We start from the raw sequence: 21,412 nt of genomic DNA, 5'->3' as shown, positions 1-21,412 counted from the left end.
TTCTCTCCCTTTTCGATAAGTTTAAAAAAATGAAATTTTTTCTTTTAAAGTTGCTTGATAATAGGCTTCGTAATCATATAACGGTGTTGGATAGTCGCCATTGAAATACGCCATGCATAGACCTGAATAAGGAGCATCAAAATCCAATCCAATCGCATCGATCAACCCATTTTCACTTAAAAATGCTAATGAATCTGCGCCGATAACTTCACGGATCTCTTCGATAGAGTGATTTGCTGCAATCAATTCTTTACGCGTTTGGATATCGATACCATAAAAACACGGGTAACGAAGTGGCGGCGAAGCGATTCGAACATGGACCTCTTTTGCACCAGCTTCTTTCAAAAGATTGACGATCCGACGACTCGTCGTACCACGAACGATTGAATCATCCACCATAATGACACGTTTGCCTTCTACAACACCTCGGACTGCCGAAAGTTTCATTCGAACACCTTGTTCTCGTAATTCTTGTGTTGGTTGGATAAATGTTCTAGCTACATATTGATTTTTTACTAAACCCATCTCATAGGGAATGCAGGATTCTTCAGCATATCCACTAGCTGCCGATAGTGAAGAGTTAGGTACACCAACAACCATATCTGCTTCAATGCCCGCTTCTTGCGCTAAGATCCGTCCCATATTTTTTCGTGCACTATGGACATTTACTCCTGCAATATTCGAATCGGGTCGTGCAAAATAGATATATTCCATCGAACAGATCGCAGGCTGTGTGTTTTCTGTAAATTGTTCAACAGCTAGCCCGTCGTCAGTAATAGTTATTATCTCTCCTGGATTAACATCTTGGATAAATGTCGCCCCGACAACTTCTAGTGCACATGTTTCAGAAGCAACGACATAGGCACCATTGACCATTTGACCAATCGACAATGGTCGAAAACCATTGGGATCAAGTGCTGCGACCATTGAATTTTCTGTCAGCATCAGGTAAGCGAAGCCGCCTTTTACGGTATTCAATGCTTCTTTCATCCGTTCACATAGTTGTTCTTTTTGACTACGTCGAATCAAGTGCATCAAGATTTCTGTATCAGAATTCGAGTGAAAGATTGCTCCATTTTTTTCTAATTCCTTGCGTAAACTTTTTGCGTTGGTTAGATTGCCATTATGAGCCAATGCAAAATCGCCATCGTAAAAATTAAAGAGAAAAGGTTGGATGTTATCCACGCTACCTGTGCCTGCAGTCGCATAACGGACGTGACCGATCGCTGCTTGTCCAGTTAATTGTTCTAAATGGCGTTCATCTTTGAAAACTTCAGACAACAATCCTAAACCGCGCGTATTCATCAATTTACCATGATCGTTACTGACGATCCCTGCCCCTTCTTGTCCACGATGTTGTAAACTGTGTAAACCAAAATAAGTGACGCGCGCAGCATCTGGATGTCCCCAGATGCCAAAAACGCCACATTCTTCATTTAAACTTTTTACTTCATTAGACACGGAATGGCTTCCTCCCATAATTCTTTTGCCTGTTTCACAACTACTTCAATCATTCCATCAGCAGCTGTCAGTCTAAGTTTGCCACTATCTGTAACTTTGCCGATTTTTAGTGCTTTTTCTTGTGCTAAAGTTTCAAATGCTGCTTGATTTTCTGGTTTTATCGATAGAACAAAGCGAGATTGCGTCTCTGCAAATAGATTCTCAACGGGCATCTCAACAGCTACTTCGACCCCTAAAAGATTAACAAAGGCAGATTCCGCAATAGCTACCGCTAGTCCACCTTCTGCGCAATCATGAGCACTTTCAATCAGGCCCGCTTTAATGGCTGAAAGAACGAGATCTTGATGGTCTTTTTCAATCGTTAAATCAAAATCCATCAACGTTCCTTCAATCAGTCCTTTTTGCATTTTTTGAATCTCAGTGCCATTGAAATCCGCGTTTGTTTTTCCGACAACATAAATCAAATCGCCAGCCTGTTTAAATTCTTGTGTAGTTATATGTGTTAAATCTTCAATGAGACCAACCATTCCAATTACCGGCGTTGGATAAATCGCTTTGCCATTTGTTTCGTTGTACATCGAGACATTTCCGGAAATAACCGGTGTGTTCAATGTGCGACAGGCTTTTGAAATACCATCGGCAGATGTCCATAACTCCCAGAAGCATTCAGGTTTTTCTGGCGAGCCATAGTTCAAACAATCTGTGATTGCTAAAGGTTGGCCGCCAGAAGCAACAATATTGCGAGCTGCTTCAGCAACAGCAATTTGCCCACCAATTTCAGGATTTAAATACAGATAACGCGCATTACAATCTGTAGTCATCGCTAACGCTTTAGTCGTTCCACGCACCCGTAAAACCGCCGCATCGCTTCCTGGATGAACAACAGTATTGGTACGAACTTGCGAATCATATGTTTCATAGATCATTTTTTTAGAAGCAATTGTTGGTTGTTGCAGCAAGGACAATAATGTTTCAGAAGCATCCTTTATTTCAGGTTTGAAATCAGCCATTTTAGCAAACGCTTGGATCCGAGCAGGTTCTTGTTTTTCATTTTGATAAACAGGAGCATCTTCTGCCAATGCATCTACTGGCAAGTTCGCAACTTCTTTTTCTTGATGATACAGACGATACATGCCATCATCTGTTACTTCACCAATCGTCACAGCATCTAATTCATACCGTTTGAATAATTCAACAACTTCATCTTCATGTCCTTGTTTTACACAGATCAGCATACGTTCTTGAGATTCCGATAACATCATTTCGTAAGGTGTCATATTGGTTTCACGTTGCGGAACATCATCTAAATACAATTTCAAACCAGAACCTGCTTTTGAGGCCATTTCAGCACTTGATGAGACCAACCCTGCAGCTCCCATATCTTGGATTCCAACTAAAATATCCGAATGTTCCAAGATCAATTCCAAACAAGCTTCTAACAATAATTTTTCCATAAATGGATCGCCGACTTGAACGGCTGAACGCTGTTGCTCTTCTCCTTCAACAAATTCTTCAGAGGCAAAAGTCGCACCGTGGATGCCATCGCGTCCTGTTTTCGCTCCCACATACATAATGGAATTTCCAACACCTTTGGCTTGACCTTTTTGGATATCTTTATGTTCTATCAAACCGACACACATCGCATTGACTAAAGGATTGCCTTCATAACAAGAATCAAAAGCAACTTCGCCGCCAACTGTAGGGATTCCGATACAATTACCATAACCACTGATTCCGGCAACAATCTCTTCTAGTAAGTATTTGGTACGAGCTGTATCCAATTCACCAAAACGCAATGAATCTAAAATAGCAATCGGTCGCGCACCCATACTAAAGATATCTCGGATAATACCGCCGACTCCAGTTGCTGCTCCTTCATAAGGTTCCACCGCTGATGGATGATTATGACTCTCTGCTTTAAAAACAACTGCTTGACCATCACCGATATCAACGATTCCCGCACCTTCACCGGGGCCTTGTAAAACCTGTGGACCAGTTGTTGGAAATTTTTGTAAAACAGGTTTAGAATTTTTATACGAACAATGTTCACTCCACATGACTGAAAAAAGTCCCGTTTCAGTATAGTTTGGCAGACGACCTAAAATATCGTCTGAAATCAAACGGTACTCTTCATCCGTCAATCCCCATTCAGCATAAATGCGCTGGTCTTTGATCTCTTGAGCGGTTGGTTCTATTTTCATCATTAGTTTGCCGTCACCTTTCCAAAATTCTTTAAAATAGCAGCAAAGAATTTCTTGCCATCATCTGAACCCAACAGTTTTTCCATTGCTCGTTCAGGATGCGGCATCATTCCTAACACATTTCCTGCTTTGTTCGTGATCCCCGCAATATTTTCTACGCTTCCGTTGATATTTTCCCCTTCATAAGTGAAGACGATTTGATTATTTGCTTTTAATTCTGCTAATGTCTCTTCATCGCAATAATAATTCCCTTCACCATGAGCCACTGGAATTTGAATGATCTCCTCGTTTTCATATTCAGAAGTAAATTTTGTTTGATTATTGCTAACTTTTAACGGTGTAATCTTGCTGATGAATTTTAATGAATCATTGCGTCGCAAAGCTCCCGGCAATAGACCGGCCTCAGTCAAAATCTGAAATCCATTACACGTTCCAAAGACTGGTTTTCCTTCTTCGGCAAAACGAACGACTTCAGACATGATATTTGCAAAACGAGCGATAGCACCACACCGCAGATAATCTCCATAAGAAAAGCCGCCAGGAAGCAGCACACCATCAAAGCCTTCCAGATTGTTTGCATCATAGCGAACATATTCACATTCAGCACCCATTATCTCTTTGATCGCCCAATACATATCCAGATCACAATTGGATCCTGGAAATACAATGACTGCAAATTTCATGTTAGATTTCCTCCGCTGTTAAAATCTCGTAACGATAGGTTTCCATATTTACATTGGCTAATAATTTGTCACAAACTTCTTCAATCATTTCTTCTACTGGTCGTTCACTTTTAGCAACTTTGATTTCAAAATATTTTCCAATCCGAATATCTTCAATCTCAGCATAACCTAAACGATGAACAGCACCTTTTACTGCTTCTCCTTGTGGATCCAACACAGAATCTTTATAGGTCACATAAACTTTTACAAAATACATTGTTATTCTCCTCGCTTTTCTAATCGATTTAATACTTCTTGATATACTGGGACAATATCTCCTAAATCACGCCGATAGATGTCTTTATCTAGGTGTTCTTTCGTTTTTTTATCCCACAAACGGCAAGTATCTGGAGAAATTTCGTCTGCTAATAATAGTGAACCGTCTTTTCGCCGTCCAAATTCCAATTTAAAATCGATCAATTGGATATCGATTGAATCAAATAATCCAGCCAAGGCTTGATCAACCGCTAGAGCCATTTGTCGTAATTGGATCAGTTCATCCGTCGTTGCAAGTTTCAAAAACTGGATATGATCCTCATTGGCCATTGGATCATCTAATTCATCATTTTTATAATAAAATTCAACGATTGGTGCTTTCAAAGGTGTCCCTTCCGAAACGGCCAGACGTTTAGAAAAACTTCCGGCTGCAACATTTCGAACAACTACCTCCAAAGGGATGATTTCAACACTTTGAATCAGTTGTTCCTTAGCTGACAGGTGTTTGATAAAATGATTCTTAATTCCTTTCTTTCTTAGAAAATCAAAGATTATCCCAGTAATTCGATTATTAAGTTCGCCTTTTCCATTAATTTGATCTTTTTTAGCTCCATTTAAAGCTGTTGCTTGATTTAAGTATTCGACCCAAATAATTTCAGGATCATCCGTTTCAAACAATTGTTTTGCTTTTCCCTCATAGAGTAACTTCCCTTTTTCCACGATGTTCCGCCCCTTTTTACTGAACATTATAAAACACTTTACAACAAATCATTCGTTTATTTTTCATCTTCAGTGTACCAATCAAAAAGAGGTATTTCAATATTTTATCGTATATTTTAATGATATAACTATAATATAGTTCGTGTTTTAGCGTTTGAGCTCACTACTAATTAGACTCATTTCAATAGATAGCGTTTACATCTGATAAAAATAATGCTATATTTAGTTTGAATAAATGATATGGAGGACTCACTTATGTTAGATGCATCTGCAGCAGCCCATAATTTTCTCGCTTCAATGAATGAACTAGATAAACAGCATTTATTAAATGCATTATTAGGGCTAGATACTACTCATAACCTTAATCAAAATACTAGCTTCTATTCTTGTCGTAATTTAAAGAAATTATTCCACCCAAAACGCTCTCAAGCGATGCAGTCTCTACATTTTTCCAATCAAACACAAGATCGTTTGGTTATTAGGCAATTAAAAGATTATCTGTTTTTAAAAAATACTTACCGAATTGAAATTTTATTAAATTCTCAACTATATGATTATCATTTGATCAATTGTTTACTAGAACAACTTCACGAAAGTTGCTTTATGGATGTCTATTCTTACGCGTAAATAAAAAATCTTGCCCTCAGGCAAGATTTTTTTTATTTGATACCAACACGTTCAAAGATTTTATCTACGTTTTTCAAATGGTAATTATAGTCAAAAGCATCGTCAAGATCTTCAGAAGATAAAACTTTGGTAATTTTTTCGTCTGCTTCTAATAATGGACGAAATTGTGTTTGATTATCCCAAGCATATGCTGTTTTTGGCTGTACCAAGTCATAGGCTTCTTCACGAGTCATTCCTTTATCAATTAATTTCAACATGACACGTTGGCTATAAATCAAACCAAATGTCGCTTGCATATTACGTTTCATATTTTCTGGAAAAACTGTCAGATTCTTAACAAGGTTTCCGAAACGATGCAGCATGTAATCAACTAGGATTGTTGTATCTGGTGTAATGATTCGTTCGGCAGATGAATGAGAAATATCGCGTTCATGCCATAAAGCAACATCTTCAAAGGCGGTGATCAAATGCCCTCGCACAACACGTGCTAACCCGGTCATGTTTTCAGAACCGATTGGATTACGTTTATGAGGCATCGCGGACGAACCCTTTTGACCCTTGGCAAAAAACTCTTCTACTTCACGCGTTTCAGATTTTTGCAGTCCGCGAATCTCTGTTGCAAAGCGTTCGATCGATGTTGCAATCAAAGCGAGACTTGAAAAATATTCAGCATGCAAATCTCTAGGTAAAACTTGGGTCGAAACTTCTTGTGGTCGAATCCCTAGTTTTTCGCAGACGAATTCTTCAACAAATGGTGGAATGTTCGCAAATGTACCAACTGCTCCAGAGATTTTTCCTGCTTCTACGCCTTTAGCTGCGTGTTCAAATCGTTCGATATTGCGCTTCATTTCTGAATACCAAGTTGCTAATTTCAAACCAAAAGTCGTCGGTTCGGCATGAACGCCATGCGTCCGCCCCATCATCACTGTATTTTTATGTTCTTTGGCTTTTTCACCAATGATTGCTAAAAATTCCTGCAAATCTTGACGTAAAATATCATTGGCTTGTTTATATAGATAACCATAGGCAGTGTCTACCACATCCGTACTTGTCAATCCATAATGTACCCACTTGCGCTCTTCACCTAACGTTTCAGATACCGCACGTGTAAAAGCGACCACGTCGTGTTTGGTTGACTGCTCGATTTCTAAAATGCGTGCAATATCAAAACCAGCCCTCGCTCGAATTTTTTCTGCATCTGCTTTAGGAATCTCTCCTAATTCTGCCCAAGCTTCATCGGCTAAGATTTCCACTTCTAACCAGGCTTTATAACGATTTTCATCGCTCCAAATATTTCCCATTTCAGCTCTTGTATATCGAGGTATCATTATATTCTCCTTTTTTACTAGTAGGTAATCTTTTAATGATGAGATCATTAAAAAAATGCCTAGACTAGTCGCTAAATATTTACTCATAGTTTCGCTGAATTTGCCGCAACAAATTACAAACGCAGACTACTTGCTAATCCCATGTTTCTGTTTTCTTAATGTCATCTAATGTGCGCTGGATACTTTCTGTCAAAATCGTGATATGTCCCATTTTGCGGCCCTTTTTCGGCTGTGCTTTTCCATAATAATGAAAATGCCAATCTGGCCACAAATCAATCAGTTCATAGGTCTTTAGTAAATTTTCACCTAAAACATTGACCATCACTGCTTGCGATAATAATTTAGGTTCACTCAAAGGCCAACCGCAAATCCCGCGGATATGCGCGTCAAACTGACTCATTGTACAAGCTTCGATTGTATAATGACCCGAATTATGCGGTCGAGGAGCAATCTCATTTACATATAACGCACCTGTTTTGGTCAAGAAAAATTCCACACAAAGTGTACCCACTAGGTCTACACCTTGAGCGATTACTTTTGCGATTCGACTAGCTTCTTTGGCAACTGCTTGGTCGATTCCTGCCGGTACAATTGTCTCATGCAAAATATTGTTGCGATGAATATTTTCTACAACTGGGAAAGTCACATAATCCCCGACACTATTGCCTGCTACTTGCACAGACAATTCTTTTTCAAATGGAATCCATGCTTCTAACACACATGTTCCTTGGCGTAAAAGATTCATCGATGGCGCTAAATCAGCCGTGCTTTTCAACACATATTGACCATGTCCATCATAGCCGCCCCGTGTAGTTTTCAAAACACAAGGATAACCGATACCTTCAATCGCATCTTGAATATCTGTTGGACTAATGATTGTTGCATAAGGTGCAATAACAATATTGTTACTTTCTAAAAAAGATTTTTCCATCAAACGATCCTGACTAATCGCTAATAAATCCGTCCCTTGTGGAATGTTTGCAAAATGTTGAATATGATTGATTGTATCGACATCGACATTTTCAAACTCATAAGTAATTACCTGTGATCTGCGGGCCATCTCTTCTAATGCCGTTTGATCATCGTAATCAGCAACAATATGCCAATCTGAAACTTGCGCAGCCGGACAATCTTCCGTTGGATCAATCACTCCTGTGCGAAATCCCATTTCCTTTGCGCTGATAGCCATCATGCGGCCTAATTGTCCTCCGCCTACGATACCAATCGTAGAGCCTGGTTGTAACGATTTAACCAAGTCGCTCACTACTTTCCAATACAGTTTCTGTCATGTGCTGCCGTTTTTTCTCTAAACGCTCAGCTACTTTTTTATCATACATGGAAAGCATCTGCGCCGCAAGTAGTCCTGCATTCGTTGCACCTGCTTTTCCGATAGCCGTGGTAGCAACAGGAATCCCACCAGGCATCTGAACAATAGACAATAAAGAATCCAAACCATTTAAAGCTTTTGATTGAACTGGCACACCAATGACTGGTAATGTTGTTTTTGCTGCCACCATTCCAGGTAAATGAGCAGCTCCGCCAGCTCCAGCAATAATCACTTTAATGCCTCGCTCACGTGCTTTTTCAGCAAATTCAAACATTAAATCTGGCGTCCGATGAGCAGAAATAACTCGTTTTTCATATTTAATTTCCAACTCTTCAAGGCTATCACAGGCATACTTCATTGTCTCCCAATCTGAGGTACTGCCCATAATAACTGCAACTTCTGAATTCATGCGCTACTCCTTCTCCATAAATCAATTTTCTAAAAATTTCTCTTTAAGGTCAATACCAAAAATTGACAAAAACCAATAGCTATTCATACACTTATTCTAGCAATTCCTACAAAACAAGTCAAAACGAAATTCGAATATTAAAAACATTTTAGTTTCAAACGTTCGTGTTTTGTTTATTCAAAAGAAAAGACGCAGCTGATGCTACGTCTCATTTTTATTTTGTTTCTCTTTTATAGCCATGAAAGATGAGGTTTAAAATAATCGCTGATAAACTACTCATGACAATCCCATTTCCAGTAAACATTTGTAGTGTTTCTGGTAATTTTGCAAACAACGTCGGCATCGCATTAAATCCTAGACCAAATCCGATAGAGATCGCAATAATCAATAAATTCTTTTCGTCGTTGTAATCGACTTTTGAGAGCATCTTCATACCTTGGACGGCTACCATTCCGAACATTACTAACATACCACCGCCTAAAACTGGTTCAGGAATAATTTGTGCTAAGGCTCCTACTTTAGGAAAAAGTCCTAAGATGATTAAAAAAATTGCTGAAAAATAAATTGGACGGCGAGTTTTTATTCCGGATAATTGAACCAAGCCAACATTTTGCGAGAAACCAGTATAAGGAAAGGTATTGAACAATCCACCTAGAACAACCGCTAAACCTTCTGCACGATAGCCGCGCTTTAAATCATCTTCTTTGATTTTTTTTCCGACGATATCCCCTAAAGCAAAGTACACGCCTGTTGACTCAACCATACTAACAATAGAGATAATAATCATCAATAAGATCGAAAACGGCTCAAACTTTGGTGTTCCAAAATAAAAAGGTTGTGGCACATGAAACATCGGTGCATGACCAATCGCTGCAAGATCTACTTGGCCTAAAATTGCTGCTAAGATTGTACCACCAACTAACCCAACTAATACGGCGATTGAACGGATAAATCCACGCCCAAATACTTGTACAGCTAAAATCAAAAGGATCGTTACAAAGGCTAAGATCAAATTAGTAGGATCTCCAAAACTTTGAGCAGCAGAATCACCACCACCCATTTTCGTGATTGCTACTGGGATCAACGTCAAACCGATTGTCGTAATGACGGTCCCGGTTACGATTGGCGGAAATAGTTTTTCAACTTTAGAAAAGAAGCCGGCAATCAAAACAACAAAAACACCCGCTGCGATAATTGAGCCGTACACTGTTCCTACCCCATGTGTTTGACCGATCAAAATCAACGGAGCCACAGCTTGGATTGCACACCCTAAAACAACTGGCAATCCGATTCCAAAAAATTTATTGACTGTCAGCTGCAATAACGTGGCGATACCACACATGAAAATATCGATAGAAATCAAGTAAGTCATTTGCGCTTCATTAAAACCTAAACCTGTCCCAATCAAAAGTGGTACAGCCACTGCCCCAGCGTACATCGCTAATAAATGTTGCAATCCTAAAACTGCTGATTTCCCATTTCCTGTTTCACTTGTCACTTTATGCATCCTCCTCGATAAATGTTATTTTACCGTCATGTAAAGAAGCAATCCTTGCTAAAGAAACAACTGGAATATTCATGTCTTCAATTAGCTGGCGCCCATCTTGGAAAGATTTCTCAATCAAAATCCCGATTCCAGTGACACTTGCACCAGCTTGTTGACACAATTCAATCAATCCTTTAGCGGCTTGACCATTTGCCAAAAAGTCATCGACCAACAAGACATTGTCCTCTGCAGAAAGGAATTTACGAGAAATAGAGATTGTACTTGTCACTTGTTTAGTGAAAGAATAGACAGATGCTGTTAAAAGTTCTTCATCCATTGTTAAACTCTTTGATTTTCGAGCAAAAATCATTGGCACGTTCAAAGCTTGAGCAGCATAAACAGCTGGCGCGATACCGGACGCTTCGATTGTCACCACTTTAGTAATTTTTTTATCGGTAAACACTTCCGCCAAACGTTTACCCATGGCATCCATTAATTCAGGATCTACTTGGTGTGTAATAAATTCATCAACTTTTAAAACACCTTCACCTAAAACTCGACCATTATTTTTGATACGATCTGTCAATTCTTTCATTTTCTTTTCTCCTTTTCTTCTCGTTTTTTGATTAACACAAAAAACGCACCTCATCTGCAAAGCAAAAAAGGTACGCAACCGTACGATTTTTACTTATAGTCTTGTGTTTACGGCACAAGGTAGAGACTGTCAACCATATTATGACGATATATAAGTTCACTACAATGAAAATTTTCATTGTAGTTTATGAAATATGAAGACTATTATATCAAATCCTGTTGCTCTGTAAACTACATTTGTTTCAAATGAGAAGATTTATAGTTGAATTACATGATTGTCTCACTTTTTTGGCTAAAAAAATCTCGACCTATTATAATAAACGGCCAATCTATTTATCTAATTCAAATTAATTGGCAATTACTCAGTAATTTGAGATGATTATAGATAGAATTCAAGCGAAGATAAGGAGGTTCTTCTGGTGATTGATTATTTCTCTATCTCAAGTGAAGGATTACAAAAAAATACTCAAGCCCCAAATTGGTTGTCCGTTTCTAATCCAACCGATGCAGAAAAAGAGCAACTGGAAAAAGAACATCATTTGCCTAAAAATTTCTTTGCATTTGGCCAACACTATTCAAATGTTTCTTTTTTTAAAAAATACCAAGCTGAGGATAAAAAACCACTTTGTCTGATGCTTTTTATCGATATCCAGTCCATTAATGAACCAGAGTCGCTATCTTCAACAGTCACCGTTTTTTTAACACCTGATATTCTAATCACAATGAGTGAAAAATCGTTGATTGACCAAGTGTTAGATACTTTTAAATCAGAGATTTTTACTAAAGCTGGTTTGATTTTGCACACATTACAAGTCATCAATGAGCACTATCTGGTATTTTTAAAGGAACAACGCAAAACGATCGAAGAAATCAGCCACGGGACAACGAGAGGCTCAAATAGAAATATTTTAGAAAAAGCTACTTATACCGAAAAAAATCTTGTCTACATCGATAACTTATTAAAAGAGCAGCGCAAAACAGTCAATCAGCTATTGAAATCTAAGTTGGTTTATACCGATCGAGATTTGGCGATCGAGCTTGAGCTCCAAACTAAGCAAGCAACAACTTCTGTTCAGATTTATCGTGAGATGTTAAGTTCTATCAGCGGATTGATTGATAGTATGATGGATAATCGATTGAACCAATTGATGAAATTTCTAAATACGGCATCCCTTTTGCTAGCGTTGCCGACTTTAATTTTCAGCCTATGGGGGATCAATACCGGTGGTTTGCTTTGGCGTGATTCTGAGATTGGTTCAGCCATGGTCGTTTTAGTGGCACTAATCGTTTCTATTATTAGCGGTATTTACCTCTTTAGGAAAGACTATAATGCATAAAGAAACCTACCCAAGAAAGTGGTTCTTACTTCTCTGGGTAGGTTTACTATTTTAGTTCTATACTATTTTAATTCATTAGCTACTGAGAAGTGTCCGATAACATCTGTGATCCGATTCAAGTCAACGTTTCCGCCAGATACGACAGCCACGACTTTTTTACCATTCACATATTTATCTACTTTACCTGAAAGAATAGCTGCTGTTGCTAATCCACCAGCACCTTCAACAACGATTTTTGTCCGTTGAATCAAATCTTTCATGGCAAGTTCAATCTCTTCTTCAGATACTGTGACCATATCATCTACTAAATCTTCCACAACTTCAAAAGTAAGATTCCCTGGAAATTCTACTGCACAACCATCAGCGATCGTTGCAGCTTCCTTATGTCCTATTTTATGTCCTGCACGGAAAGAAGCAGTCATTCCATGAATATTGTCCGCTTGCACACCAATGATATTGATATTAGGGTTGAATGTCTTCATCGCTACAGCGATACCTGCGATTAAACCGCCACCGCCAACAGGAACGATGACAGTATCTACATCCCAAATCGAATCAAGAATCTCAAGACCAATCGTTCCTTGACCTGCCATTACAAATTCATCATCGTAAGGAGGGATGTAAGTCACGCCTGTTTCTTCTACGATTTTTTCACAATATGCTTTGGCTTCGTCAAAACCAGATCCATGAAGGATAACTTTTGAACCATAGCCTTCTGTTGCTTCAACTTTAGCTTTAGGTGCAGTTTCTGGCATAACGATTGTACTTTGAATTCCTAGTAATTTAGAAGTCAACGCCACACCTTGGGCATGGTTACCAGCTGAAACAGCAATAACACCTTTGTCTTTTTCTGCTTGAGTCAAATGGGCAATTTTATTGAAAGCACCGCGGAATTTGAACGAGCCTGTCAATTGCATATTTTCTAATTTCAAAAATACTTGGCCACCAGTTTGAGCAGTCAAGAACATTGACTGAATCAACGGTGTTACACGACCATATTGTTTTACAACGTTTTTTGCTTCGTGGATATCTTCAATAGATACAGGTAACTCAGTCATCGTTTCAGTCATTACAAAACATCTCCTACTCCAGTATAAGGAACATCAATTGAATCTGCTAATGCTTTAGAAACTACTTTACCATTATAAATACTTAAACCTGATAATAATGATTCATCAGATTTCAATGCGTCATCTAATCCTTTCACACTAACATCTTTAAGGAATGAGATATTTCCTTTTGCTAGCGCGATTGTTGCTGTCCGTGGTGTAGCACCTGGCATATTAGGAACAGCATAGTGAATTACACCATGTTTAGTAAATACTGGATCAGCATGGTTCGTTGGTGTGTCAATTGTTTCAACAGTCCCACCTTGGTCAATTGCGATATCAACGATAACAGAACCTGGTTTCATTGACTCAACCATATATTCTTTTACTAATTTTGGTGGCTTAGCCCCTGGGATTAAGATTGTTGAAATAAATACATCTGCTTCTTTGATTTTTGCTTCTAAGTTTTCAGTATTTGAAACAATCACATCAACATTATGATCTTTATAGCGATCTTCTAATTGTTTGATACGTTTTTCATTTACTTCAAGAATGATAACGTGACAACCAATACCAACAGCCATGTCAGCTGCATTTTCAGCTGCGTTACCACCACCTAAAATAACAACAGTTCCAGCTTCAACACCATCGATTCCTGGAAGTAAGATTCCTTCGCCGCCATGTTGTTTTTCTAAATAATATTGACCTAAATTAACTGCACGACGACCAGCAATCGCACTCATTGGTTTCAACAATTCTAACACACCATTGATTGAAATATTTTCACCAGATAAAGCTGTTACGCCAACTTCCATCATTTTTTCAACACAAGCTTTGTTAGCTGCTAAATGTAAGAAGCCCCAGATAATTTGACCTTTTTTGAAATAGTGGTATTCACTTTCCATTGGTTCTTTAACTTTTACGATCAAGTCTGCAGTCCACGCTGTATCTGTGTCTACGATTTTACCGCCAGCTTCAATATATTGTTCATTGGTGAAGCCTGAACCTGCACCAGCATTATTATCAACTAGCACTTCGTTTCCTGCTTCGACTAAAATTTTTACGTTCTCAGGTGTCATGCCTACGCGTGCTTCACCTTGTTTTGGATCTTTGATTACACCAATTTTCACAGTAAATCACTCCTATAGAATTATTATGAAGTTCTTCAACTTCCGAACATGTTTACTATATCACAATGTATTCTTGAAACAACGATTCCTTCTTAAGTGTTATTGATATCTCATTATTATTAAACACACGTTCATTTAATAAAAAATAAAAGCTTTAAAAATCTTTTATATCAACATTTCTAAATAAGATTCTTATCATTTTTCTATTTTTGATTCTCTTTAAATAGTTTTTTTATTTTCAAAGTCCGTAAACGCTATCTGTTTTTTATGTGATTATTATAATTTGTCTAATATTTACTCAATTCAATAAAAAAAGGTTGAGGAATTATTCCTCAACCTTTTTTTGACAATCTGGACATAAGCCATAAACTTCTAACCGATGTTTGTTAATCTGATATCCAGTTAATTTACTAGAAGCCATCTCCACATCTTCTAATCCAGGATAGAAAAAGTCAACAATTTTTCCACATTCAGTACAGATGGCATGGTAATGCTGTTTGTTGGTAAAATCAAAACGACTTGCTGCATCCCCATAGTTCATCTCTTGAACAATTCCTATCTCAACAAACTTCCGCAGATTATTATACACTGTAGCTACACTCATATTTTGGAAACGACTTTCCAATGAGCGAAAGATCTCATCAGCTGTTGGATGATTACGATATAGGATCAAGTACTCTAAAATGGCGTAACGTTGTGGCGTGATTCGGACACCGCGGGCTTTCAATTCTTTGACCGCTTGATCAACTGCCTCATTTACCATATAAGCCCTCCTAATTGTATTCTCTTTTAAAATAATACTATTATCTGAAGGGAAATACTAGTTTAGTTTCAAAAATTAATCATTCTCATGAATTATTGATCAAATTGAAATAATTCAGTAGACAAATAACGTTCGCCGTTATCTGGTAATAAAACTAAGACTTTTTGATCAGGTAACATTTTCTTTGCTACTTCTAACGCAGCAAATAGCGCAGCTCCAGAGGAAACGCCAACTAAGATTCCTTCTTTTTTCGCAATTTCACGGGCTGTTTGGATCGCATCACTACTTTTTACTGGTAAGACTTCATCATAAACTTCTGTATTTAAGATGCTCGGAACAAATCCAGCACCTATTCCTTGGATTTTATGAGGCCCCGGCTGTCCACCTTCTAAGACTGGTGATTCTTCAGGTTCTACTGCATATACTTTGATATTCTCATACATACGTTTTAGTTCATTTCCCACCCCAGTGATCGTACCACCTGTACCAACACCAGCAATAAACGCATCTAACCCATTAGTTTCAAACACATCTACAATCTCTTTTGCTGTTGTTTCTTCATGGACTTTAGGATTTGCTGGATTATCAAACTGAGCTGGAATAAATCCATTGTTTTTTGCTGCTAATTCTTCAGCTTTTGCAATTGCACCTTTCATTCCATCGGCTCCAGGAGTTAAAACTAAATTTGCTCCATACGCTTGCATCAATTTGCGTCGTTCAACACTCATAGTATCTGGCATCACCAATGTTACAGGATAGCCTTTTGCTGCACCGACCATCGCTAGACCGATACCAGTATTACCAGAAGTCGGCTCGATAATCATCATATCTGGTTTTAATTTGCCGTTTTCTTCTGCATCTTCGATCATTTTCAAGGCAATTCGATCTTTTACACTACCACCAGGATTAAATGATTCTAACTTAACAAAAATCTGAGCCATATCATTTGTTGTCATGTTTTCAAGTTTAACAATTGGTGTCTCACCGATCGTATCCAAAATTGAGTCATAAATTTTTGTCATTTTTCCTCACTCCGTTCCTTATCTTATGTAAGTTATATTAACGAATAATGAGAAAAGATGCGAGGATTTCGACTTTTAACTTCCTGTTTTGATTGATTCTTAGCTACCAATTTTTTAGAAATCACATGCTCAAAAAAGATGATACAAAAAGTATCATCTTTTAGAAAAATTAAATTGTAATTGTGTCTCCTGGCATAATCGTCGAATCCGCATTCCAACCATTATCTGATAATAATTGCTCTACACTAATACCAAATTTTTCTGCAATCCCCCAAATCGAATCGCCAGATTGAACTGTATAAGATTGGCCACTTGCTGATGAAGCAGTCAATTGTGTTGCTTGCTCTGTATTTGTCGTCGTTTGAACCGCAGTTCCAGCTCCTGGTGTGTCAAAACGAGTTAGGTTATACGTTTGGATCAAAGAAATTAATTTGCCTGCATATCCTGGATCTGTCGCATAACGACCAGTTAGATAAGCAGCTGCATCTTGATAACTAGTAGTGTGGCTCTTTCGCGCTCCAGCATAATATGAGCTAGCTAAGAGGCTCGCATGAGCTTGAAACGACTCATCATAACTACTGTACACAGCAAACGGTTCGTCCATCGTTACCCATTGTCCGTTTAAATATTCCTGTGTTCCCATCGTCACTGATGCTCCACCGCTGTATTCTTTCACCCCAAATAAATTATAATAAGGTGCTGCTGATAGTTGAGAAGTCCCAAAACCAGTTTCAACTAGCGCTTGAGCTACCATGATTGAGGCATAAAGATCGTTTGATGATGATACTTGCATCGCTGAAGTACCTAATTGTTCAATAAAGGCAGATTGATTTTGTGTTTGACCAGCTTCAGCTGCACTTACTTCCACCGTGTTCATAGTTACAATAGCTGGTGAAAGAATCATCGCCGTACCTAATAAAGGTACTGTTTTTTTCGCAATTTTTAGTTTTCTTGCTTTTTGCTGCATTCTTATGTAATTATATTTTTCGGTCCGGGTTTTAAATTGATTCATCATATACCTCCAAGAAACCTTTACAGAGCTCTTCATTTTAATATCTTTTAAAAGTATAATCTAAGAATCACTAACAAACAATTCAAATCCGATAAAGTCACCAATTTGTCATTGCTTCGTAACATGCGTAATAAAAAAGTGACAGTTATTTTTAAAAGTACAGAATAAAAGTGAAACAACTATGCCTTAGCATTTGCTGTTTCACTTTTATTCTCTTTTCTACTTGTTAGTCAGTGATTGATTTTGGAACACTAACTGATCATCTAATAACTCAATGGATACTTTTGTGTTTGGCATTACCCGACCGGCGATGATTTCTTTGGCTAAAGGTGTCTCAACTTCACGTGTGATAAATCGTTTCAGCGGCCGCGCACCATATTGCGGTTCATAAGCTTTTTCTGCAATCCAACTTTTTGCATCTTCGGTAATGTCTAATTGAATGTCTTGCTCTTCCAAACGATGTGACAGATGGTGGATAATTTTCTCAACAATCCCCTTTACATCAGACAAACTTAACGGTGTAAACAAGATTGTATCATCGATTCGATTCAAAAATTCTGGTTTAAAATGCCCCCGTAACATACTTAGGACTTGTTCCTTTGTCGTCTCGGGGATTACTCCTTCTGCAGTTACACCCTCTAGCAAAATTTGCGAGCCGATATTGCTTGTCATAATCAGAACCGTATTTTTAAAATCTACTAACCGTCCTTTGGAATCCGTTAACCGTCCATCATCTAAGACTTGCAGCAAAATATTAAAAACATCCGGATGTGCCTTTTCAATTTCATCAAGTAAAACAATCGTGTATGGATTTCTCCGAACTGCTTCGGTCAATTGGCCACCTTCTTCATAGCCAACATAACCTGGAGGTGCTCCAACAAGTCGGGCTACAGAATGTTTTTCCATATACTCACTCATGTCAATCCGCACCATGTGTTCTTCTGAATCAAACAGATTTTCAGCCAATGCTTTTGCAAGTTCCGTTTTGCCGACTCCTGTCGGTCCTAAAAATAAAAAGGAACCTAACGGACGATTAGGATCTTGCAGCCCAGCTCGTGAGCGCAGTACTGCATCACTTACTGCATCTACCGCTTCATCCTGACCAATCACTCGTTTATGCAATGTATCATTCAAGTTTAATAATTTTTCTCGTTCTCCTGCTACAAGCTTCGTTACAGGTATCCCGGTTAACCGACCAACCACTTGAGCAATCTCATTTTCAGTAACCGATTCTTGGACCATTTTGAGATCATTCTCTTTATTTTTCGCTTCTAGTTCAGCCAATTCTTTTTCCAATTTGGGGATGGTTCCATGACGAAGCACTGCTGCACGTTCTAAATCATAATTATTTTCAGCATCTTCTAACTCATGTTTGGCTTGATCAATCTCTGCTCGTTTGTTAGAAACTACGTTCACTTCTTCTTTTTCGGTTTCCCATTGTAGTTTCATCGCATTAGTTTCTTCGCGAAGATTAGCCAATTCTTCTTGTAAGTTTTCTAAACGTTTTTTACTAGCATCATCGCTTTCTTTTTTCAACGCAGCTTCTTCGATTTCTAATTGCATCAAGCGGCGAGTTACCTGATCAAGCTCGGTTGGCATCGAGTTCATTTCGACTCGGATGCTTGCACTTGCTTCATCGATAAGATCGATTGCTTTATCGGGTAAAAATCGATCCGTAATATAACGATCAGATAATGTTGCTGCTGCTACCAGTGCATTATCATGGATATTTACACCATGGTGGATTTCAAAACGCTCTTTCAATCCTCGTAAGATGCTGATCGTATCTTCTACGGTCGGCTCTTTTACTAAGACTTTTTGGAAACGCCGTTCTAGAGCTTTATCTTTTTCCATGTATTGACGGTATTCATCTAACGTCGTCGCGCCAATCAAGTGTAATTCACCGCGTGCTAACATCGGTTTTAATAAATTCCCGGCATCCATGCTTCCTTCAGTTTTGCCAGCTCCAACGATATTATGAATCTCGTCAATAAATAATAAGATGCGGCCATCTGCTTTTTTGACTTCTTTTAAAACAGCTTTTAATCGTTCTTCAAATTCTCCACGGAATTTTGCCCCAGCGATTAATGAACCCATATCTAAAGAAAAGACTGTCTTGTCTTTTAAATTCTCAGGTACATCTTTGCGAACAATCCGCTGAGCTAGACCTTCCACAATAGCCGTTTTACCAACTCCGGGTTCGCCGATCAAGACCGGGTTATTCTTTGTTTTCCGCGAAAGGATTCGGATTACATCCCGGATTTCTTCGTCACGCCCGATAATGGGGTCTTGTTTTCCATTTTTAACTTGTTGGACTAAGTCAACGCCATATTTTTCTAATGCTTTATAGGTTTCTTCTTGATTTTGCGAAGTCACTCTATCTCCTCCTCGCATGTCTTCAATATTTTTTTGTAATTCTTTTTCATTCAATCCTTGCTGAACCAAATAGTTCGTCAAAGAATAGTTTTTCAATTTCATCAATGCTAAAATAACAATCTCTGTTGATAAGAAATCATCGTTAAAATTCTCACGTAATTTATCTGCTTCGTTTAATAGCGTAAATAGATTTTGACTTAGATTTTGGCCATATTGAACATTGCCGCTTACCGTCGGATATCCATCGAGCACTTTATCGACCTTATGTTCAAACTGATCAACATCAATCCCTGCATCTGTATAAAAATTCCGAGCAAAATGATTTGGCTGTAAAAAAATTTTCCATACATGAGCGATATCAATTTCTTGATGCTGTCTCGTCATTGCAATCTGCTGTGCTTCTGCAATGGTCTCTTGCAAAGTCGTCGTCATTTTTTCGATATTCATAGACATACCTCCGACATGATTATTTATTTCCAAATAAAAGTATATATCATTGGTCAGTAAAGGTCAAATAATACGTTTACTAAAGGCAACAGTTTTTATTATGAAGAAAATAAAAATAATGCTACAATTTTCTCAATACTAGAAAGTGAGTGATTCCATGATTTCACGTGTCATCGGATTTGAAAAAGGGTTTCCACTTTCAAATGGAAATCAGTTTGAAGCCTACGAAGTAATGCTTCCTAAAGTAAATAAATTCGATCTTATCGTAAAAAATTTAGCGGTATCTATCAACCCCATTGATACAAAATTAAGACAAAGTGGTAAAGGAATCCCTCAACCTCATATTCTCGGCTTTGATAGTGTGGGTATCGTGACTCAGATGGGCAGTAAAGTTGAAAATATCCAAATTGGTGATCGAATCCTTTTTGCCGGTACGACTAAACGCTTTGGCAGTTATAGCGAATGTCAAGTTGTTGATTCGCGGATTGTTGCTAAACTACCAAATGAGATTACGACCGATGAAGCAGCGGCTTTACCATTGACCTTTATCACTGCTTTTGAAATGTTATTTGAAAAAATGGGACTGATTGCTGAAGAAAATCAAAATGACGGCGAGATTTTGATTATCAACGGAGCTGGCGGAGTCGGCTCGATTGCCACACAGCTAGCTAAATGGGCTGGTCTGACAGTGATTGCTACTGCTTCTCGGGAGGAAAGCAAAGATTGGGCCAAAAAAATGGGCGCAGATTACATCATCGATCATCACAAAAATTTAACAAAACAAGTAAATAAACTCGGCTATCGATTATTGCCGAATATCTTGATTCTTCATTCTACCGATCACTACTTTGATGAGATGTGTGATCTACTTGAACCATTTGGTCATCTTGGCTCCATTGTCGGTTCTAATAAAGATCTAAATTGGGCAAAATTAAAAAATAAATCTGGCAGTTTCGATTGGGAATACATGTTTGCTAAGACAGATTATGATTTTGCTATTGCTTCTCAAGGAACGATTTTAGAACTACTCGTTCGATTATTGCAAGAAAAAAAGATTCAAAGTACGTTGACGAAGATTCTTCCAGGATTTTCGCCCGATGTTTTCTATCAAGCGCATCAATTCATCGAAGAAGATAAAATGATTGGAAAACTTGTCATCCATTACTAAACAAAAAGAAGTTAACG

General features: G+C 38.2%; 19 protein-coding genes and 1 riboswitch. Of the genes, 3 read left to right on the top strand and 16 right to left on the bottom strand.

Features of this window, described 5'->3' with window-relative positions:
* Nucleotides 1-21 precede the first annotated feature (21 nt).
* The 5 genes from purF to purC are packed head-to-tail and all read right to left on the bottom strand — an operon-like array spanning nucleotide 22 to nucleotide 5,320.
* Nucleotides 22-1,461: an amidophosphoribosyltransferase gene (gene purF, locus P7D84_RS06560; protein WP_137603334.1), complete on the bottom strand. Its 1,440-nt coding sequence runs from the start codon at nucleotides 1,459-1,461 to the stop codon at nucleotides 22-24.
* The gene (gene purL / locus P7D84_RS06555) at nucleotides 1,446-3,665 is read right to left on the bottom strand and encodes a phosphoribosylformylglycinamidine synthase subunit PurL (protein WP_311805646.1); all 2,220 of its coding nucleotides are present in this window, start codon (nucleotides 3,663-3,665) and stop codon (nucleotides 1,446-1,448) included. Before purL ends, purF begins: the two co-directional genes overlap by 16 nt.
* Nucleotides 3,665-4,345 (bottom strand): phosphoribosylformylglycinamidine synthase subunit PurQ, encoded by a 681-nt coding sequence (gene purQ, locus P7D84_RS06550; RefSeq protein ID WP_311805644.1) that lies wholly within the window; start codon nucleotides 4,343-4,345, stop codon nucleotides 3,665-3,667. Before purQ ends, purL begins: the two co-directional genes overlap by 1 nt.
* A gap of 1 nt (nucleotide 4,346) precedes the next feature.
* Nucleotides 4,347-4,601 (bottom strand): phosphoribosylformylglycinamidine synthase subunit PurS, encoded by a 255-nt coding sequence (gene purS, locus P7D84_RS06545; RefSeq protein ID WP_311805642.1) that lies wholly within the window; start codon nucleotides 4,599-4,601, stop codon nucleotides 4,347-4,349.
* Between the two features lie 2 nt (nucleotides 4,602-4,603).
* Nucleotides 4,604-5,320 carry a phosphoribosylaminoimidazolesuccinocarboxamide synthase gene (gene purC / locus P7D84_RS06540; RefSeq protein ID WP_311805640.1) on the bottom strand — a complete coding sequence of 239 codons (717 nt, stop codon included), beginning with the start codon at nucleotides 5,318-5,320 and terminating at the stop codon, nucleotides 4,604-4,606.
* A gap of 255 nt (nucleotides 5,321-5,575) precedes the next feature.
* Between purC and P7D84_RS06535 the strand changes: the two genes are divergently transcribed.
* Nucleotides 5,576-5,947 (top strand): hypothetical protein, encoded by a 372-nt coding sequence (locus P7D84_RS06535; protein WP_137603339.1) that lies wholly within the window; start codon nucleotides 5,576-5,578, stop codon nucleotides 5,945-5,947.
* A 32-nt stretch (nucleotides 5,948-5,979) separates the two neighbouring features.
* Here the strand turns inward: P7D84_RS06535 and purB are convergent, their stop codons facing one another.
* From purB to P7D84_RS06510, 5 genes are all read right to left on the bottom strand, one after another.
* Nucleotides 5,980-7,275: an adenylosuccinate lyase gene (gene purB / locus P7D84_RS06530; RefSeq protein WP_311805638.1), complete on the bottom strand. Its 1,296-nt coding sequence runs from the start codon at nucleotides 7,273-7,275 to the stop codon at nucleotides 5,980-5,982.
* Nucleotides 7,276-7,408: 133 nt separating this feature from the next.
* Entirely contained in the window at nucleotides 7,409-8,530 is a 1,122-nt protein-coding gene (gene purK, locus P7D84_RS06525) for a 5-(carboxyamino)imidazole ribonucleotide synthase (protein ID WP_311805637.1), read from the bottom strand.
* Nucleotides 8,523-9,011, bottom strand: coding sequence for a 5-(carboxyamino)imidazole ribonucleotide mutase (purE, locus tag P7D84_RS06520; protein WP_137603342.1), 489 nt, complete (start codon nucleotides 9,009-9,011; stop codon nucleotides 8,523-8,525). The genes purK and purE overlap by 8 nt, the downstream gene beginning before the upstream one ends.
* 214 nt (nucleotides 9,012-9,225) lie before the next feature.
* Nucleotides 9,226-10,509, bottom strand: a complete 1,284-nt coding sequence (locus P7D84_RS06515) for a nucleobase:cation symporter-2 family protein (RefSeq protein ID WP_137603343.1) — start codon at nucleotides 10,507-10,509, stop codon at nucleotides 9,226-9,228.
* Nucleotide 10,510: 1 nt separating this feature from the next.
* Nucleotides 10,511-11,092, bottom strand: coding sequence for a xanthine phosphoribosyltransferase (locus P7D84_RS06510; protein WP_311805635.1), 582 nt, complete (start codon nucleotides 11,090-11,092; stop codon nucleotides 10,511-10,513).
* 76 nt (nucleotides 11,093-11,168) lie between these two features.
* Nucleotides 11,169-11,266, bottom strand: a riboswitch (purine riboswitch).
* Between the two features lie 244 nt (nucleotides 11,267-11,510).
* Between P7D84_RS06510 and P7D84_RS06505 the strand changes: the two genes are divergently transcribed.
* Nucleotides 11,511-12,428 carry a magnesium transporter CorA family protein gene (locus P7D84_RS06505; protein ID WP_311805633.1) on the top strand — a complete coding sequence of 306 codons (918 nt, stop codon included), beginning with the start codon at nucleotides 11,511-11,513 and terminating at the stop codon, nucleotides 12,426-12,428.
* 62 nt (nucleotides 12,429-12,490) lie between these two features.
* On the opposite strand, the gene tdcB is transcribed toward P7D84_RS06505, so the two are convergent.
* The 6 genes from tdcB to clpB all read right to left on the bottom strand — a co-directional run bounded on the left by tdcB (nucleotide 12,491) and on the right by clpB (nucleotide 20,227).
* Complete coding sequence (gene tdcB / locus P7D84_RS06500) at nucleotides 12,491-13,498, bottom strand: bifunctional threonine ammonia-lyase/L-serine ammonia-lyase TdcB (protein WP_137603346.1); 1,008 nt, start codon at nucleotides 13,496-13,498, stop codon at nucleotides 12,491-12,493.
* Complete coding sequence (ald, locus tag P7D84_RS06495) at nucleotides 13,498-14,607, bottom strand: alanine dehydrogenase (RefSeq protein ID WP_137603347.1); 1,110 nt, start codon at nucleotides 14,605-14,607, stop codon at nucleotides 13,498-13,500. Before ald ends, tdcB begins: the two co-directional genes overlap by 1 nt.
* Before the next feature lie 325 nt (nucleotides 14,608-14,932).
* Complete coding sequence (locus P7D84_RS06490) at nucleotides 14,933-15,370, bottom strand: Fur family transcriptional regulator (protein ID WP_137603348.1); 438 nt, start codon at nucleotides 15,368-15,370, stop codon at nucleotides 14,933-14,935.
* Between the two features lie 92 nt (nucleotides 15,371-15,462).
* On the bottom strand, nucleotides 15,463-16,392 hold the full coding sequence (gene cysK / locus P7D84_RS06485; RefSeq protein WP_311805632.1) for a cysteine synthase A: 930 nt from the start codon (nucleotides 16,390-16,392) through the stop codon (nucleotides 15,463-15,465).
* 169 nt (nucleotides 16,393-16,561) lie between these two features.
* Nucleotides 16,562-17,404 carry a glucosaminidase domain-containing protein gene (locus tag P7D84_RS06480; RefSeq protein ID WP_137603350.1) on the bottom strand — a complete coding sequence of 281 codons (843 nt, stop codon included), beginning with the start codon at nucleotides 17,402-17,404 and terminating at the stop codon, nucleotides 16,562-16,564.
* 219 nt (nucleotides 17,405-17,623) lie between these two features.
* Nucleotides 17,624-20,227: an ATP-dependent chaperone ClpB gene (clpB, locus tag P7D84_RS06475; RefSeq protein ID WP_311805630.1), complete on the bottom strand. Its 2,604-nt coding sequence runs from the start codon at nucleotides 20,225-20,227 to the stop codon at nucleotides 17,624-17,626.
* Between the two features lie 157 nt (nucleotides 20,228-20,384).
* Between clpB and P7D84_RS06470 the strand changes: the two genes are divergently transcribed.
* Nucleotides 20,385-21,395: a zinc-binding alcohol dehydrogenase family protein gene (locus P7D84_RS06470; RefSeq protein ID WP_311805629.1), complete on the top strand. Its 1,011-nt coding sequence runs from the start codon at nucleotides 20,385-20,387 to the stop codon at nucleotides 21,393-21,395.
* Nucleotides 21,396-21,412: the final 17 nt, after the last annotated feature.

This window comes from Enterococcus dongliensis, from assembly GCF_031927985.1.
Lineage (GTDB): Bacteria > Bacillota > Bacilli > Lactobacillales > Enterococcaceae > Enterococcus_A > Enterococcus_A dongliensis.
This window is presented reverse-complemented; position numbering and strand designations above follow the sequence as displayed.

Excerpts from the sequence above, each read along its gene's own strand:
- purL (WP_311805646.1), bottom strand. The coding sequence starts at position 3,665 with ATGATGAAAATAGAACCAACCGCTCAAGAGATCAAAGACCAGCGCATT.
- purQ (WP_311805644.1), bottom strand. The coding sequence starts at position 4,345 with ATGAAATTTGCAGTCATTGTATTTCCAGGATCCAATTGTGATCTGGAT.
- purS (WP_311805642.1), bottom strand. The coding sequence starts at position 4,601 with ATGTATTTTGTAAAAGTTTATGTGACCTATAAAGATTCTGTGTTGGAT.
- P7D84_RS06535 (WP_137603339.1), top strand. The coding sequence starts at position 5,576 with ATGTTAGATGCATCTGCAGCAGCCCATAATTTTCTCGCTTCAATGAAT.
- purB (WP_311805638.1), bottom strand. The coding sequence starts at position 7,275 with ATGATACCTCGATATACAAGAGCTGAAATGGGAAATATTTGGAGCGAT.
- purE (WP_137603342.1), bottom strand. The coding sequence starts at position 9,011 with ATGAATTCAGAAGTTGCAGTTATTATGGGCAGTACCTCAGATTGGGAG.
- P7D84_RS06510 (WP_311805635.1), bottom strand. The coding sequence starts at position 11,092 with ATGAAAGAATTGACAGATCGTATCAAAAATAATGGTCGAGTTTTAGGT.
- tdcB (WP_137603346.1), bottom strand. The coding sequence starts at position 13,498 with ATGACTGAAACGATGACTGAGTTACCTGTATCTATTGAAGATATCCAC.
- P7D84_RS06490 (WP_137603348.1), bottom strand. The coding sequence starts at position 15,370 with ATGGTAAATGAGGCAGTTGATCAAGCGGTCAAAGAATTGAAAGCCCGC.
- cysK (WP_311805632.1), bottom strand. The coding sequence starts at position 16,392 with ATGACAAAAATTTATGACTCAATTTTGGATACGATCGGTGAGACACCA.
- P7D84_RS06480 (WP_137603350.1), bottom strand. The coding sequence starts at position 17,404 with ATGAATCAATTTAAAACCCGGACCGAAAAATATAATTACATAAGAATG.
- clpB (WP_311805630.1), bottom strand. The coding sequence starts at position 20,227 with ATGAATATCGAAAAAATGACGACGACTTTGCAAGAGACCATTGCAGAA.
- P7D84_RS06470 (WP_311805629.1), top strand. The coding sequence starts at position 20,385 with ATGATTTCACGTGTCATCGGATTTGAAAAAGGGTTTCCACTTTCAAAT.